The sequence below is a fragment of the Streptomyces sp. cg40 genome, assembly GCF_050320165.1.
GTDB lineage: Bacteria > Actinomycetota > Actinomycetes > Streptomycetales > Streptomycetaceae > Streptomyces > Streptomyces hokutonensis.
On the sequence record NZ_CP190128.1, the window covers coordinates 660,848 to 674,825 of the forward strand.

The window sequence follows — 13,978 nt, forward strand, 5'->3', positions numbered from 1 at the left end:
GAACGGGGGGCGTGGCGTGGCTACTTGAGGTCGGACAGCGACTTGCCGACGTCCGCCAGGGTCGGCGGCTTGCCGTAGTTGCCCTTGAACTTGTAGGCGGGCGCGTCGCAGCGGTAGACGCTCTCGGTGGGCTTGAAGTCGGCCGGCACCCAGCCGCTGGTGGTGGCCTTCTCGACGTTGAAGCACTTCAGGGGCTCGTCGGGCGAGGAGAGGTTGACCGAGGCGTGGAGCCCGCCGCCGGTCCAGTCGGTCTGCTTCTTGGCGTTCTCAAGGACACAACTGCGGGTCAGCTCGGCGCAGTCGCGGGCCGAGGTGGCGAACAGCAGCCAGCTGGAGAAGGCCTGCATGGCGGGCAGGGTGAGCTGCGCGTCGGGCGCGTACTTCTTGAACAGGGCGACCATCTCCTTCGTCGCCGGGTTGTCGTCGGCCTTCTCCAACGGGTATCCGTTGATGGAGGCGAAGTTGGTCTGTGTACCGAGCGCGGGACCGGCCAGCTTGAGGAAGGCGGGACCGTAGGCGTTGCTGTTGGCGTCGATCCAGTCGAGCTTGTAGTCGATGTTGGTGAGCGCCTGCTCCAGCTTCGCCAGCTGGGTGAAGTCCCCCAGGAAGACGAGTCCCTTGACCTTCTTCGTCTTGATGGACTGGGCGTACGGCGTCCAGTCGGAGACCCCCTGCGCGGGGTAGAGGTCGGAGTAGGTGACCTTGCCGCCCATCGCGGTGAGGACTTCCTTGTCCTGGCCCGCGAGGAGCTTGGTGATGGGCACGTCTCCGGTGATGATGCCGACGCTGCTCGCGGACGACGGGTACGCCTCCTTCAACAGCCAGGAGAAGTAGCCGGCGTAGGGCGAATAGCCCGTCGAGGCGCCCATGGCCATGACCTGGAGGTCCGCGCCGATCTCGGAGGTGACCTGGGCCGGGAACTCGGGGAGCAGGCATTTCAGGCGGGTCTTGACGCCCAGGCCGTCGAGGGCGGCGCCGCCGCCCACCTCGAAGAAGTCGGTCCGGCAGGCCTCGATCATCTGCTGGTTGACCTGCATGAGCGCGGAGTCGTGTGTCACGGGCGTGATCTTGCGGCCGTTGATGCCGCCGGCCGCGTTGCACCAGGAGGTGAAGACCTTGGCCGCGTTCACGAACTCCGGGTTCTTGGTGAACCCGACGTCGCTGAAGACGCCGACCTTTATCTCGGAGCTGGTGACGCCCTGGCTGGTGACGGACTTGGCCGTGCCCTTGCCGCAGACGGACTTCAGGGTGCCGAAGTCCGCGGTCGCCGTGTCGGCGGCTCCGGTGGTCGAAGGGCTGCTGGTGTCCGCGGACTTGGTGCGGCCGGAGCATCCGGCCGCGGCCGCGAGGGCCAGGACGAGCGCGGGGATGAGCAAGCGTCTCATCGGTTCTCCTCGTTGAGAATGTGAGTCCCGCTGTCGGGTGATCAGGTGACCGCGCCCGCCGCCTTGAGCGCGATGATGCGGTCCCAGTCCAGGCCCAGTTCGAGGAGGATCTCCTCGGTCTGGGCGGCGAACTCGGGTGCGGGCCCGAGGCTGGGGGCTTGCACGTCGAACTGCACGGGGCTGCTGACCAGTTCGAGTTCTCCTGCCCGGAGCAGGTACTCGTTGGCTCTGATCTGCGGGTCGTCGCCCACTTGCAGGGAGTCCTGCACCGGGGCCCACGGCCCGGCCAGGGTGGCGAAGCGCCTGCTCCACTCCGCGAGGGTGCGGGTGGCGAGGACCTCGCGCAGGATCTTGACGGCCTCCGCCGTGTTGGCCACGAGGTGCTCGGCCGTGTCGAAGCGCGGGTCCTCGGCGAGTTCGGGCCGGTCGATGTGCCGGCACACATCGGCCCAGAACTTCCCGGGCTGCATCATGACGAACGCCAGATGATGGCCGTCGGAGGTCTCGTACAGCCCGGACAGGGGGTTGGCGACGGAGCCGTGGGTGCCGACGGGCGGCGGGATCCAGGGCTTGCCGAGGTGCAGGGAGAGCGCGGTGGCGTGGCCCATCGCCCACAGTCCGCTGCCGAGCAGGGAGACGTCCACGACCGAGGGTTCGCCGGTGCGCTCGCGCTTCAGGAGCGCCGCCGCGATGCCGCCGGCGAGATTGGTGCCCGAGATCGTGTCGCCGTAGGCGGGTGACGGCGGGTTGATGATGCCGTCCGTGCCCTCGGGGGTGATGCTCGCGGCCGTGCCGGCGCGGGCCCAGAACGCCGTCATGTCGTAGCCACCCTTCCCCGCTTCCGGTCCGCGCGGCCCGAAGGCACTGCCCCGGGCGTAGACGATGCGGGGGTTGACGGTACGGATGTCGTCGACGTCGATGCCGAACCTGTCCCGGTGGCCGGGAAGGAAGCTGGTCAGGAACACATCGGCGTGCCGGGCCAGTTCGTACAGCACCTCCTTGCCCTCGGGCCGGGAGATGTCGAGCCCGAGGCTGCGCTTGCCCCGGTTGGCGTGCTCGACGTTGGGGTTGGGGTCGCCCTCGACGCGCATCGTGCCGGTCTGCCGCAGACCGCGCTGCGGGTCGCCGGTGACGGCGTGCTCGACCTTGATGACGTCCGCCCCCCAGTCGGCGAGGACGGCTCCCGCCGAGGGCACGAAGCCATACATGGCGACTTCGAGGACGCGGATTCCGTCGAGGGGCATCATGACCGGACCACGACCGCGAAGGACTTGTACTCCAGGAACTCCTCCAGGCCGGGCACTCCGCTCTCCCGGCCGATGCCCGACTGCTTGTAGCCGCCGAACGGCACGTCCGCCGCGAAGTAGTTGCCGCCGTTGATGCTGAAGGTCCCGGTGCGGATCCGGCGGGCGAGGGCGATGGCCCGCTCGTCGTCGGCGCTCTGGATCCCGCCGGAGAGGCCGAAGACGGAGTTGTTGGCGATGCGGACGGCGTCGTCATCGTCGTCGTACGGAATCACCACGAGGACCGGGCCGAAGACCTCGTCCTGGGCGATCTCGCTGTCCGGGTCGACGTTGCTGAGGAGGGTCGGCTTGTAGAAGAAGCCGGGATCGACCTTCTCGCCACCGGTGACGAGATTGGCGCCTGCCGCGACGGCCCGCTGCACCATGCCGTCGACCTTCTCGCGCTGGCGCTCGCTGATGAGCGGGCCCGCGAAGGTCTTCGGGTCGGCGGGGTCGCCGAGCGGGATACGGGCGAGGCCCGCGGCCACCTTCGCGACGAGCTCGTCATGGTGTTCCCGGGGTACGAGCAGCCGGGAGGTGAGCGCGCAACCCTGCCCGGAATGGGAGCAGATGGTGCCGGCCGCGAACATCGCGGCGGTGGCGAAGTCGGCGTCGTCCAGGACGATCATGGCGGACTTGCCGCCGAGTTCCAGGAAGACCTTCTTCACCGTACGGCTGGCCGCCTCCATGATCCTTCGGCCGGTCGCTGTGGAGCCGGTGAAGGTGATCATGTCGACGTCGGGGTGCGTGGTGAGCGTCTCGCCGACCTCGGCGCTGGAGGAGGAGAGGACGTTGACCACACCGGGCGGGAAGTCCGTGTGCTCGGCGATGAGTTGACCGAGGAAGAGCGTGGTCAGCGGGGTGTCCGGGGCGCCCTTGAGGACGACCGTGCAGCCCGCCGCGAGCGCGGGGGCGAGCTTGGCGAGGGCCAGTTGGTTCGGGTAGTTGTACGCGATGATCGCGGTGACGACCCCGGCGGCCTCCTTCTCCACCCAACGGCGGTGGCGCTGGCCGCGGATCTCGACCTCGCCCAGCTCCTCCGTCAGCGGGTACTTGCGCAGCAGGTCCGCGTAGAACCGCACCAGCTTGACGGGGTCGTCGAGTTGGGGGCCGTAGGTGAGCATGCGGGGCGCGCCGACCTCGGCGATCGTCAGTTCGCGCAGTTCCTCGACATGGTCGAGGAGTGCCTGGTGCAGCTGGTCGAGACAGCGGATGCGCAGCTGTACGTCGGTGGACCAGGCGGTGGTGTCGAAGGCCGTGCGAGCCGCCGCTACGGCGGCTTCGGCCTGGGCGGTGGTGGCCTCGGGGGCATGGCCGTAGACCTCGCCGGTGGCGGGGTTGAGGGAGGGGAACGTCCGCTCCGCGTCGACGAGTTGGCCGTTGATGAGCAGGCGGGTCACAGCCGCACCACCTGTCCGCCGTCCACGCTGATGGTCTGTCCGGTCAGCCAGCCGGCGTCGTCGGAGAGCAGGAACAGCACGGTGGGCGTGAGGTCGCCGGGGGTGCCCATCCGCTTGATGGCCAGGGCCTGGGTCATCCGCTGCTGGAACTCGACCGGTACGACGGTGGCCGTGGCCTCGGTGTCCGTGGGGCCGGGGGCGATGCCGTTGACGCGGATGCCCCGGCCGCCGAGTTCGGCGGCCAGCGACGCGGTGAGGTGGTTGATGCCGATCTTGGCCAGGCCGTAGTAGCCGCTGGCCATGTAGGCGGCGGCGGAGGACTGGTTGACGATCGCGGCGCCCTCGCTCAGGTGCGGGACGACGGCCCTGGTGACGTACAGGGCGCCCATCAGGTTCACCTGGATGAAGCGGTTGAGGTAGTCGAGGTCGACGGTGGTGAGGCCCTCGCGCCGCATGCTGTGGTAGATCGCCGCGTTGTTGATCAGGTAGTCGATGCGGCCGAACTCGGCGACGGTGGCGGCGGCCAGCGCGTCGGCCGAGGCGGGGTCTCCGACGTCGACCTTGACGAAGAGCGCGGAGTCCAGCTCCTTGGCGACCCGCTGCCCCTGCTCCTCGTTGATGTCCGCGACCACGACCCGCGCTCCCTCGGCGGCCAGCGCCCGGGCGTAGTCCTCGCCGATTCCCTGTCCCGCTCCGGTGACGATCGCCACCTTGTCCTGGAACCGCATCCTGTTCTCCTCGCATGGATGGGCGGCTTGCTCCAATGAAGCGGAAACTACATTCTCCTTATACGCGAATCAACCATCCGGAAGCGAGAATGTCATCCTGACCGATGGCTGACAGGTGCACCTAGTGCGGCGAACAGCCCCGGCCTGCGCGGGACTTCCGGAAGCACCGGAGACGAGAATACGCTTCTCAGATCTGGAAGGGAGATTTTCATGATCGAGACGAAGGGGGTTCCGGCATGAGGACAGCCCTCGTCACAGGCGGCGGCTCCGGCATCGGACTGGCCATCGCACAGCGCCTGGAGGCCGACGGTCTCCAGGTCGCCACCCTCGACCTCAATCCGTCCGACAGGGGCTTCTCCCGAAAGGCCGACGTCTGTGACCGGGCCCAGGTGGACGAGGCCCTGACCGAGATCCGCGAGCAACTCGGCCCGGTGACGGTGCTGGTCAACGCGGCGGGAATGGAGGGCTACAAGCGCTTCGCCAACCTCACCTTCGAGGCCTGGCAGCGGGTGATCGACGTCAACCTCAACGGCGTCTTCCACTGCGTCCAGGCAGTCCTGCCCGACATGGTGCAGGCCGGCTGGGGCCGGATCGTCAACATCTCCTCGTCCAGCGCGCACTCCGGCCAGCCGTTCATGACGCACTACGTGGCCGCCAAGTCCGCCGTCAACGGACTGACCAAGGCGCTCGCCCTGGAGCTGGGCCCGCAGGGCATCACCGTGAACGCGGTGCCCCCCGGCTTCATCGACACGCCCATGCTGCGCCGCTCCGAGGAGCGCCAACTCCTCGGCGGGACGGTCGAGGACCACATCCAGCGCACTCCGGTACGGCGGGTCGGGCGCCCCGAGGACATCGCGGCGGCCTGCGCCTTCCTCGCCTCGGAGGAGGCCGGCTACATCACCGGCCAGATCCTGGGCGTGAACGGCGGGCGGAACACATGAGTGCGAACGCACAGGGCGGGACCGGCACCGAGCACGGCGAGCCCGCCGGCGACTCCGGCGTCCGCATCCCACCGGTGCCGTACGACGAGTGGGACCACGACCTGTTCTCGGTCATCAACCCCGACAAGAAGCTGCCGGAGGCCAACGTCCTCGGGATCTTCCAGCGCCATCCGGCCCTGGCCCGGGCGTTCCTGACGTTCAACATGCACCTCAACACCACGACCCTGCCGGTGCGCGTCCGCGAGCTGGCCGTGATGCGCGTGGCCTGGCGGCGGGGCAGCAGGTACGAGTGGGCGAGTCACGTCCTGATCGGCCGGAAGTACGGGGTGACCGAGGCGGAGATCGAGGAAGTCCGCACCGGCGCCGACACCTTGCTCAACCGGGCGGTGGACGAACTGGACACCGACTCGGGCCTGTCGGACGCGACCTACGCGGCGCTCGGCGTCGACCTGGACGAACACCAGCTCATGGACCTGGTCTTCACCATCGGCGCGTACACGATGCTCACGATGGCCCTCAACACCTTCGGCGTGGAACTCGATCCTGTGATCTCGGAAGAGAACTTCAGTTTCCCAAAACGAGAATGGTATTCTCACAAGCGAGAGGGGTGATCCCATGCCACACTTCGCCAAGCCGGCGGCCGGGAGCTGGACCGAGAACTACCCCGAGCTGGGTACGAGCCCGGTGAACTACGAGGACTCCATCGACCCCGCGTACTACGAGGCCGAGAAGGAGGCGATCTTCAAGAAGACCTGGCTGAACGTCGGCCGGGTCGAGCAGGTCCCCAAGGTCGGCAGCTACTTCACGAAGGAGCTGGCCGTCGCCGACACCTCACTGGTGATCGTGCGGGGCAAGGACAAGGAGATCCGCGCCTTCCACAACGTCTGCCGCCACCGCGGCAACAAGCTCGTGTGGAACGACTACCCGGGCGAGGAGGTCAAGGGCACCTGCCGCCAGTTCACCTGCAAGTACCACGCCTGGCGCTACGGCCTCGACGGCGAACTGACCTTCGTCCAGCAGGAGAAGGAGTTCTTCGACCTGGACAAGGCGGACTACGGCCTCAAGCTGGTCCGCTGCGAGGTCTGGGAGGGGTTCGTCTTCGTCAACCTGGACCCCAACGCCCAGCCGCTCAAGGAGTATCTGGGCGAGTTCGCCAAGGGCCTTGAGGGCTACCCCTTCCACGAGATGACCGAGGTCTTCACCTACAAGGCGGAGATCGGCAGCAACTGGAAGCTGTTCATCGACGCGTTCGCGGAGTTCTACCACGCCCCCGTCCTGCACATGAAGCAGGCCGTCAAGGACGAGGCCGACAAGCTCTTCAACGTCGGGTACGAGGCGCTGCACTACGAGATCCACCCCCCGCACTCGATGATCTCCTCCTGGGGAGGCATGTCCCCGCCCAAGGACCTGACCATCGTCAAGCCCATCGAACGCGTGCTGCGCAGCGGCCTGTTCGGGCCGTGGGAGGCACCCGACATCGAGGGCCTCGACCCGCTTCCCCCCGGCCTCAACCCGGGCGGACACCGCGCGTGGGGCAACGACTCCTTCGAGTTCTTCCCCAACATGACCCTGCTGATCTGGAAGCCCGGCTGGTACCTGACCTACCACTACTGGCCGACGGCCGTGGACAAGCACCTCTTCGAGGCCAACCTGTACTTCGTGCCCGCCAAGACGGCGCGCGAGCGGCTGAAGCAGGAGCTGGCGGCGGTGACGTTCAAGGAGTACGCGCTCCAGGACGGCAACACGCTGGAGGCCACCCAGACGATGCTCAAGAGCCGGGTCGTCACCGAATTCCCGCTCTGCGACCAGGAGTTGCTGCTCCGCCACCTGCACAAGACGGTCGCCGACTACGTCAAGGAGCACACCGATGCTGCCCAGTGAGTTCGCGGTGCTCGAACCGTTCAGCGAGTGGGTCCTGGAGTCCGAGCGCGAGCGCTACACCAAGCGCCTGGCCAGCTCCATGGAGGAGATGCAGGCCTTCTACGACGCCGCGTTCCCGCTCCTGGAACAGGCCTCCGACCATCTCGACAAGTTCCCGCTCTCCGAACTCCCGGAGCCGGAGCGCAACTTGCTGCTCCTGATGTTCTCCCTGGTGAACGTGTCGTTCCCGGTCGAGGTCTGGAAGCAGGCCCGGGTACCGGACAGCGGGGCGGCCTATATGGACCTCGTCGTCGAGCCGAAGGTGTGACCGGTCGTGCTCACGCTCAGAGCGGCGCGTGTACTGCACGTGGAGACGGGCGAGTTGGAGTCGCCGGGCCTGGTGACGGTCGACGGCGACCGCATCGGGCGGGGCGGCGGCGACAGTGACTCCAGCGGCGAGAACGAGGTCCTCGATCTCGGTGACGTGACCCTCCTGCCCGGTCTCATGGACATGGAGGTCAACCTTCTGATGGGCGGCCGGGGAGAGACGCTCGCGTTCTCCCCGGTCCAGGACGATCCCCCGCTGCGCATGCTCCGCGCGGTGGGCAACGCCCGGCGGACCCTGCGCGCGGGCTTCACCACGGTCCGCAACCTGGGGCTGTTCGTGAAGACGGGCGGCTATCTGCTGGACGTCGCGCTGGCGAAGGCCATCGACGCCGGCTGGATCGACGGCCCGCGCATCGTGCCGGCCGGGCACGCCATCACACCGACCGGCGGCCATCTGGACCCCACGATGTTCGCCGCGTACGCCCCCGGAATCATGCCCCTCTCCCTGGAGGAGGGCATCGCCAACGGTGTCGACGAGGTACGCAAGGCCGTCCGCTACCAGATCAAGCACGGGGCCCGGCTCATCAAGGTCTGCGCGTCCGGGGGCGTGATGTCGCACACCGGCACCCCCGGTGCGCAGCACTACTCCGACGAGGAGCTGCGCGCCATCGTCGACGAGGCCCACCGGCGCGGACTGAAGGTGGCGGCCCACACCCATGGGGCCGACGCCGTCCGCTCGGCGGTGGAGGCGGGCATCGACTGCATCGAGCACGGCTTCCTGCTCGACGACGACACCATCGCGCTGATGGCGGAGAGGGGCACGTTCCTGGTGCCGACCACCGCTCTCATCGACGGGATGGACATGTCCCATTCGGCGCCCGAACTGGTGGAGAAGGCCGCCGAGATCTTCCCACGGGCGAAGACCGTGGTGTCCAGGGCCGGGAAGGCCGGTGTCCGGATGGCGCTGGGCACGGACGCGCCGGCGATTCCGCACGGCCGGGGTGCCCAGGAGCTGATCGCCCTGGTCGACCGCGGGATGACTCCCCTGGAGGCGCTCCAGGCGGCGACCGTCAACGCGGCGGAGCTGATCGACGCCGACGACCGGGGCCGTATCGCGGAAGGCCTGCTCGCCGACCTGATCGCGGTACCGGGCAATCCGCTGGAGGACGTCTCCGTGATGGCGGACGTCCGGTTCGTGATGAAGGGCGGGAAGGTGTTCCGCGACGAACGCCGCTGACACCAACACCCGGGCGAGCCGCGCGAGTTGCTCAGATCAGCGGCGGCCCGTCGAGCGGCCGCAGCATCCTCAGAACCATCTCCACCGTGCGCTCGACGGGGCGCTCGCGGGCCGTGACCGTGGACAGGAGGGTGCGGGTCAGTACGGCGCCGAGGAGCATGTCGAACACGTCGTCCGGGTCCACGGCGGGGTCGACGGTCCCGGTCGGCGCGGCGCGCAGGATGTCCTGGAACTGCGGCCGCGCCGACACGCGCAGCAGCATCTCCGGCGGCCGGGGGCGGTTCGACGTCTGGGAGTGCGCGAACAGTCCGGCCGCCGCGGCACGGGCGGCGGGCGCGCCGAAGGCCGCCAAATAGGCACGGATGAACCGGCGTAGGTCACGGCGGAGGTCCCCCGTCGGCTGGACGCTCAACGGGCTGAGTCCGGGGAACGTGGCCTCCTCGATCAGCTCGATCCGGGACGGCCAGCGGCGGTAGATGGCGGAGGCGTGCACACCCGAGTGCTCGGCCACCGCCTGGATCGTCGTCGCCTCGAAGCCGCGCTGGACGAGCAGTTCGCGCGTCGCCGCGAGCGCCCGTTCATTGATGCTCGTGTCACGTGGACGGCCCGGGGCGCGGCGCGGTTCTGCCATGCCCGTGATTGTAGTGACCGGGCCATGTCCGGCCAATTATAGGAGACGGTCTTCTGTAATTCCCGCTGTGTGGCTACAGTCCGAAGGAGACGGGCTTCGGAGAACTTCGTGGATCGGAGGAGAGCCTGATGCGTGCTGCCGTGCTGCGTGGCGGGGCGGTCGTGGCGCGGGTCGTCGGCGATCCGGTGCCCGGACCGGGTCAGCTTCTCGTCCGCTCGCTGGCGTGTGGGATCTGCGCGTCGGATCTGCACTTCATGGATCATCCGGAGGCCGGCGCCGACGACGACAGCGGGATGTCGACGTACGACCAGGACGTCGACATCGTGATGGGGCACGAGTACTGCGCCGAGGTCGTGGACTACGGCCCCGGCACCGAGCGGCGGATCCTGGTCGGGACGCGCGTGAGTTCGCTGCCCGTGCTGAACACGCCCGCAGGGCGCAGGATCATCGGCCAGAACCCCGAATCACCCGGTGGGTTCGGCGAGTTGTTCCTGCTGACCGAGGCCATCACCCGGGTCGTCGTGTCGGATCTGCCGAGCGAGGTCGTGTGTGTCGCCGACGCGATCTCGGTGGGCTGGTCGACCGCGTCCCGCGCTCAACTCACGGCGCGGGAAGCGCCGTTGGTCATCGGCTGCGGTGCCATCGCCCTGTCGGCGATCGGTCGGCTCAAGAGTCTCGGCGTCGGCCCGATCGTGGCGGCCGACCTGGTCGCGTCGCGTCGTGCGACCGCGCTGGCGATGGGCGCCGACGTGGTCGTCGACCCGGCCCAGGTCTCGCCGTACGAGGCCTGGCGCAACGCGGCGGGTCCACAGGCGAGTTGTGTCGTGTTCGAGTGCGTCGGCGTCCCGGGCGTTCTCGACTCGATCATCAAGGGGTGTGAGCGCGGCACCCGGATCTTCTCCGTCGGCGGTCCGCCCGAGGGCGACCATCTGCACACCCTGACCGCCAAGCGGAAGGGGCTCAACATCCAGTTCGGGGGCGGTCCGTCGATGGACCACTGGGACGAGGCGTTCCGGGCCGTCTGTTCCGGCAGCCTCGGCGTCGGGCCGATGCTCGGCCACACCGTCGGGCTCGACGGGGTTCCGGCGGCGCTCGACGCGGCACGGGACGCCGACGGTCCGGCCCGCATCATCGTCGTACCAGGGAGTTGAACACGCTCATGAGCGAGAGCGACGAACTTGCCCAACTGCACGCCACCGTCGAGGCGTTGGCGGCGAAAGTGCGGGCCCTGGAGGACCAGGTCGAGATCACTCAGCTCGTCGCGCAGTACGGGCCGGCGGTCGACAGCGGTTCGGGAGAGGCCGCCGCGGCGCTCTGGACCGAGGACGGTGTCTTCGACGCGATCCCGCATCTGCGGATGGAGGGCCGCAAGGGCATCGTCGGCATGGTGCACGGCCCGGGCCACCAGAGCGTGATCCACAACGGGTGCGGCCATGTACTGACCGCGCCGCACGTCGTCGTGGACGGCGACCACGCGACCGGCCGCAGCCATGCGCTGCATCTGCGGTGGGACGCCGACGCCGGACGGTTCTGGGTGTTCCAGGTCTCCGCCAACACCTGGCGCTGGGTGCGCACTTCGGAGGGGTGGCGGATCGCGGAACGGGTCAACGCCAACCTGGACGGCACCGACGGGCCGCGTGCGATGTTGGCTCCGTCCTCCAATTCCACGGCGTTGGAGGAGAGTTGAGGATCGGGTTCATCGGGTGGGGGCGGATGGGGCGTCCGATCGTCGAACGGCTGACGGCCGCCGGACATGACGTCACAGTCCTTGTACGCCGTCCGGAGGCCCGTGCGGCTGCCGAGGAAAGCGGGCTTGAGCCGGCCGACTCGGTCCGGGCGACGGTCCGCGACGCCGACGCGGTATTGGTCACCGTGCTGAAGGACGAGCAGGTACGAGCCGTCTGCCTCGGCGCGGACGGCGCCCTCTCTGCCATGAAGCCGGGATCGACGCTCGTGCAGCACACCACCTCCGACCCGGCCACCGCGCAGTTGCTCGCCGAGGCGGGCGCGGAACGCGGCGTCGGGGTGCTCGACGCCGCCCTCTCGGGAGGCCCGCACGACATCGCGGCGGGCCGGCTCACCCTGTGGGTCGGTGGGGACGAGACTCAACTGGACGTGATGCGACCGGTGTTGGAGGCATACGCCTCGCCGGTCATGTTTGTCGGACCGGTCGGCAACGGTCAGCGGGTCAAGCTCGTCAACAATGCCCTTTTCGTAGCCCAAGTCGGGCTCGCGGTCGACGCCGTCCGCGTGGCGGGTTCACTGGGCATCGACGAGAAGGCGATTCTCGCGGCGTTGCAGCACGGCAGCGGTGCCAGTCGCGCGCTGGGTGTCGTCGCCAGTGGGGGCTCGGTCGATTCGGTCGCGGAGCGGTTGGCGGACCTGATGAGCAAGGACGTCCGCGTGGTGCGCGAGGTGGCGCACAGCGCGGGAGCGGACCTGGGGATCATCGGGACGGTGCTGTCGTCCGACGCGGTCGAGAAGAAGGTTCTCCGGTCGTCCTAGATGAACTTGTCGAGGAGTAACGAAGTGACTGAATCGCTCGCCGCCAAGTACGGGCCGTGGGGTGTCGTCGCCGGCGGATCGGACGGGGTGGGTGCCGCGTTCGCCCACCGGATGGCCGCCGAGGGGATGAACGTAGTACTGGTGGCCAGGCGGCTGCCCGTGCTGGAGGAGTCCGCCGACGAGATCCGGGCCCGGTACGGCGTCGAGGTCCGCGCCGTCGCGCTCGACCTCAGCTCCCCCACCGCCCTGGCGGAGTTGGAGCAGGCGACCGCCGGTCTGGAGGTCGGTCTGTTCGTGTACAACGCGGGCAGCGACGACCGCAGCGTCCCGTTCCTCGACAAGGACCTCGACGTCCACCTCGGACTGGTGCGGCGCAACTGCACGGCCGTACTCGAAGCGGCGTACCGTTTCGGCGCCCCGATGGTGGCGCGCAAGCGGGGCGCCGTGGTCCTGGTGACCTCGGGCGCGGCCTGGGCCGGTGGCGCCACGCTCGCCGCCTACGGCGCGTCGAAGGCGTTCGACCTGATCCTCGCGGAGAGCCTGTGGGCGGAGTGGCGGGACAGCGGGGTGGATGTCCTGGGGCTGGTGCTCGGCAGGACCGACACCCCGTCCCTGCGGCGGACCCAGGAAGCCCAAGGGGGCTCGTACAGAGGCGACTTGGCCGATCCGGGCGACGTGGCCGACGAGGCGCTCACGCATCTCTCCGACGGTCCGACCTGGATCTGCGGCAGTCCGGCCCCGACCGGCGGTTCACCGTTCGGGGCGCTGAGCCGCCGTGACGCGGTCCTCGCGATGAGCCGGGGCGCGACCGCGCATCGGGAGTAATGCGCGGTCGGGCGGCCATCACCGCCTACTGCTCCTTCAGTCGTTCCTTCATGCCGTCGAGCTTCGTGAGGATGGGATATCCGGAGACGCTCAACGCGTTTCCGTGTCCCGTCTCGTGGATGTCGAACACGGACTGGACGGCCGCGTAGAAGCCCTGGACGTCGAGGCTCTGGTTGACGGCGCGCTTGGCCTGGCGGAGGCCGAAGGACGGCATTTGGGCGATCTGGCGGGCCAACTCCATTGCCTCGGTGTCCAGTTGGTCGAGGGGGACGACCTTGTTCACCATGCCGACCTTCTCCGCCTCCTCGGCGGCGACGGCCCGTCCGGTGAAGAGGATCTCCTTCGCCTTGCGCGGGCCCAACTCCCAGGTGTGGCCGTGGTATTCGACTCCCCCGATGCCCATGTGCACGACGGGGTCGGAGAATTCGGCGTTCTCGGCGGCCACGATGAGGTCGCAGGGCCAGCAGAGCATCAGTCCGCCGGCGATGCACTTGCCCTGGACCGCGGCGATCGACGGCTTGGGAACGTTGCGCCAGCGCAGCGTGTATTCCAGATACCGGCGGGACTCGGCGGCGTAGATCCACTCCAGGGTGATCTCGGTCGGGGCCGGCCAGCGGTCCTTGAGGTCGTGGCCGGAGGAGAAGTGCTTGCCGTTGCCCCGCAGGAGGATCACCTTGACCTCCTCGTCGGCGGCGGCCCGGCGCCAGGCGGCGTCGAGCGCGTCGAGGAGCACCGCATTCTGGGCGTTGGCGACCTCGGGCCGGTTCAGGGTGATGACCGCGACCTTGTCCTCGACCTCGTAAAGAATCACGTCCGTGCTGACAGCGTCCGCTGTGTCTGTCATGGGTCCCGTCTT

At 68.7% G+C, this 13,978-nt stretch carries 15 protein-coding genes; 9 read left to right on the forward strand and 6 right to left on the reverse strand.

What is annotated here, in order from left to right:
* Window positions 1-20: 20 nt before the first annotated feature.
* From ACQHII_RS02825 to ACQHII_RS02840, 4 genes are read right to left on the reverse strand one after another with little or no spacing between them, the layout of a single operon-like run.
* Window positions 21-1,385 carry an ABC transporter substrate-binding protein gene (locus tag ACQHII_RS02825; protein WP_427917670.1) on the reverse strand — a complete coding sequence of 455 codons (1,365 nt, stop codon included), beginning with the start codon at window positions 1,383-1,385 and terminating at the stop codon, window positions 21-23.
* Window positions 1,386-1,426: 41 nt separating this feature from the next.
* Window positions 1,427-2,632 carry a CaiB/BaiF CoA transferase family protein gene (locus ACQHII_RS02830; RefSeq protein WP_427917671.1) on the reverse strand — a complete coding sequence of 402 codons (1,206 nt, stop codon included), beginning with the start codon at window positions 2,630-2,632 and terminating at the stop codon, window positions 1,427-1,429.
* Window positions 2,629-4,068, reverse strand: coding sequence for an aldehyde dehydrogenase family protein (locus ACQHII_RS02835; RefSeq protein ID WP_427917672.1), 1,440 nt, complete (start codon window positions 4,066-4,068; stop codon window positions 2,629-2,631). The genes ACQHII_RS02830 and ACQHII_RS02835 overlap by 4 nt, the downstream gene beginning before the upstream one ends.
* A complete protein-coding gene (locus ACQHII_RS02840) occupies window positions 4,065-4,796 on the reverse strand; it encodes an SDR family oxidoreductase (protein ID WP_427917673.1) in 732 nt (243 codons plus the stop codon). Before ACQHII_RS02840 ends, ACQHII_RS02835 begins: the two co-directional genes overlap by 4 nt.
* 236 nt (window positions 4,797-5,032) lie before the next feature.
* Here ACQHII_RS02840 and ACQHII_RS02845 point away from each other — a divergent pair, with 236 nt between their 5' ends.
* The 5 genes from ACQHII_RS02845 to ACQHII_RS02865 are packed head-to-tail and all read left to right on the forward strand — an operon-like array spanning window position 5,033 to window position 9,161.
* Window positions 5,033-5,737 (forward strand): SDR family NAD(P)-dependent oxidoreductase, encoded by a 705-nt coding sequence (locus ACQHII_RS02845; protein WP_427917674.1) that lies wholly within the window; start codon window positions 5,033-5,035, stop codon window positions 5,735-5,737.
* Entirely contained in the window at window positions 5,734-6,348 is a 615-nt protein-coding gene (locus tag ACQHII_RS02850) for a carboxymuconolactone decarboxylase family protein (protein ID WP_427917675.1), read from the forward strand. Before ACQHII_RS02845 ends, ACQHII_RS02850 begins: the two co-directional genes overlap by 4 nt.
* Before the next feature lie 4 nt (window positions 6,349-6,352).
* A complete protein-coding gene (locus ACQHII_RS02855) occupies window positions 6,353-7,618 on the forward strand; it encodes an aromatic ring-hydroxylating oxygenase subunit alpha (RefSeq protein ID WP_427917676.1) in 1,266 nt (421 codons plus the stop codon).
* Window positions 7,605-7,925 (forward strand): hypothetical protein, encoded by a 321-nt coding sequence (locus ACQHII_RS02860; RefSeq protein ID WP_427917677.1) that lies wholly within the window; start codon window positions 7,605-7,607, stop codon window positions 7,923-7,925. The genes ACQHII_RS02855 and ACQHII_RS02860 overlap by 14 nt, the downstream gene beginning before the upstream one ends.
* 6 nt (window positions 7,926-7,931) lie before the next feature.
* Window positions 7,932-9,161 (forward strand): metal-dependent hydrolase family protein, encoded by a 1,230-nt coding sequence (locus tag ACQHII_RS02865; protein ID WP_427917678.1) that lies wholly within the window; start codon window positions 7,932-7,934, stop codon window positions 9,159-9,161.
* Window positions 9,162-9,192: 31 nt separating this feature from the next.
* Here ACQHII_RS02865 and ACQHII_RS02870 read toward each other — a convergent pair whose 3' ends face one another.
* On the reverse strand, window positions 9,193-9,792 hold the full coding sequence (locus ACQHII_RS02870; RefSeq protein ID WP_427917679.1) for a TetR/AcrR family transcriptional regulator: 600 nt from the start codon (window positions 9,790-9,792) through the stop codon (window positions 9,193-9,195).
* Between the two features lie 128 nt (window positions 9,793-9,920).
* Here ACQHII_RS02870 and ACQHII_RS02875 point away from each other — a divergent pair, with 128 nt between their 5' ends.
* The 4 genes from ACQHII_RS02875 to ACQHII_RS02890 are packed head-to-tail and all read left to right on the forward strand — an operon-like array spanning window position 9,921 to window position 13,122.
* Window positions 9,921-10,943, forward strand: coding sequence for a zinc-binding dehydrogenase (locus tag ACQHII_RS02875; protein WP_427917680.1), 1,023 nt, complete (start codon window positions 9,921-9,923; stop codon window positions 10,941-10,943).
* A gap of 8 nt (window positions 10,944-10,951) precedes the next feature.
* Window positions 10,952-11,479, forward strand: coding sequence for a nuclear transport factor 2 family protein (locus tag ACQHII_RS02880; RefSeq protein ID WP_427917681.1), 528 nt, complete (start codon window positions 10,952-10,954; stop codon window positions 11,477-11,479).
* Complete coding sequence (locus tag ACQHII_RS02885) at window positions 11,476-12,297, forward strand: NAD(P)-dependent oxidoreductase (protein ID WP_427917682.1); 822 nt, start codon at window positions 11,476-11,478, stop codon at window positions 12,295-12,297. Before ACQHII_RS02880 ends, ACQHII_RS02885 begins: the two co-directional genes overlap by 4 nt.
* A gap of 24 nt (window positions 12,298-12,321) precedes the next feature.
* Window positions 12,322-13,122, forward strand: a complete 801-nt coding sequence (locus ACQHII_RS02890; RefSeq protein ID WP_427917683.1) for an SDR family NAD(P)-dependent oxidoreductase — start codon at window positions 12,322-12,324, stop codon at window positions 13,120-13,122.
* Window positions 13,123-13,147: 25 nt separating this feature from the next.
* On the opposite strand, the gene ACQHII_RS02895 is transcribed toward ACQHII_RS02890, so the two are convergent.
* Window positions 13,148-13,966: an enoyl-CoA hydratase gene (locus tag ACQHII_RS02895; protein ID WP_427917684.1), complete on the reverse strand. Its 819-nt coding sequence runs from the start codon at window positions 13,964-13,966 to the stop codon at window positions 13,148-13,150.
* Window positions 13,967-13,978: the final 12 nt, after the last annotated feature.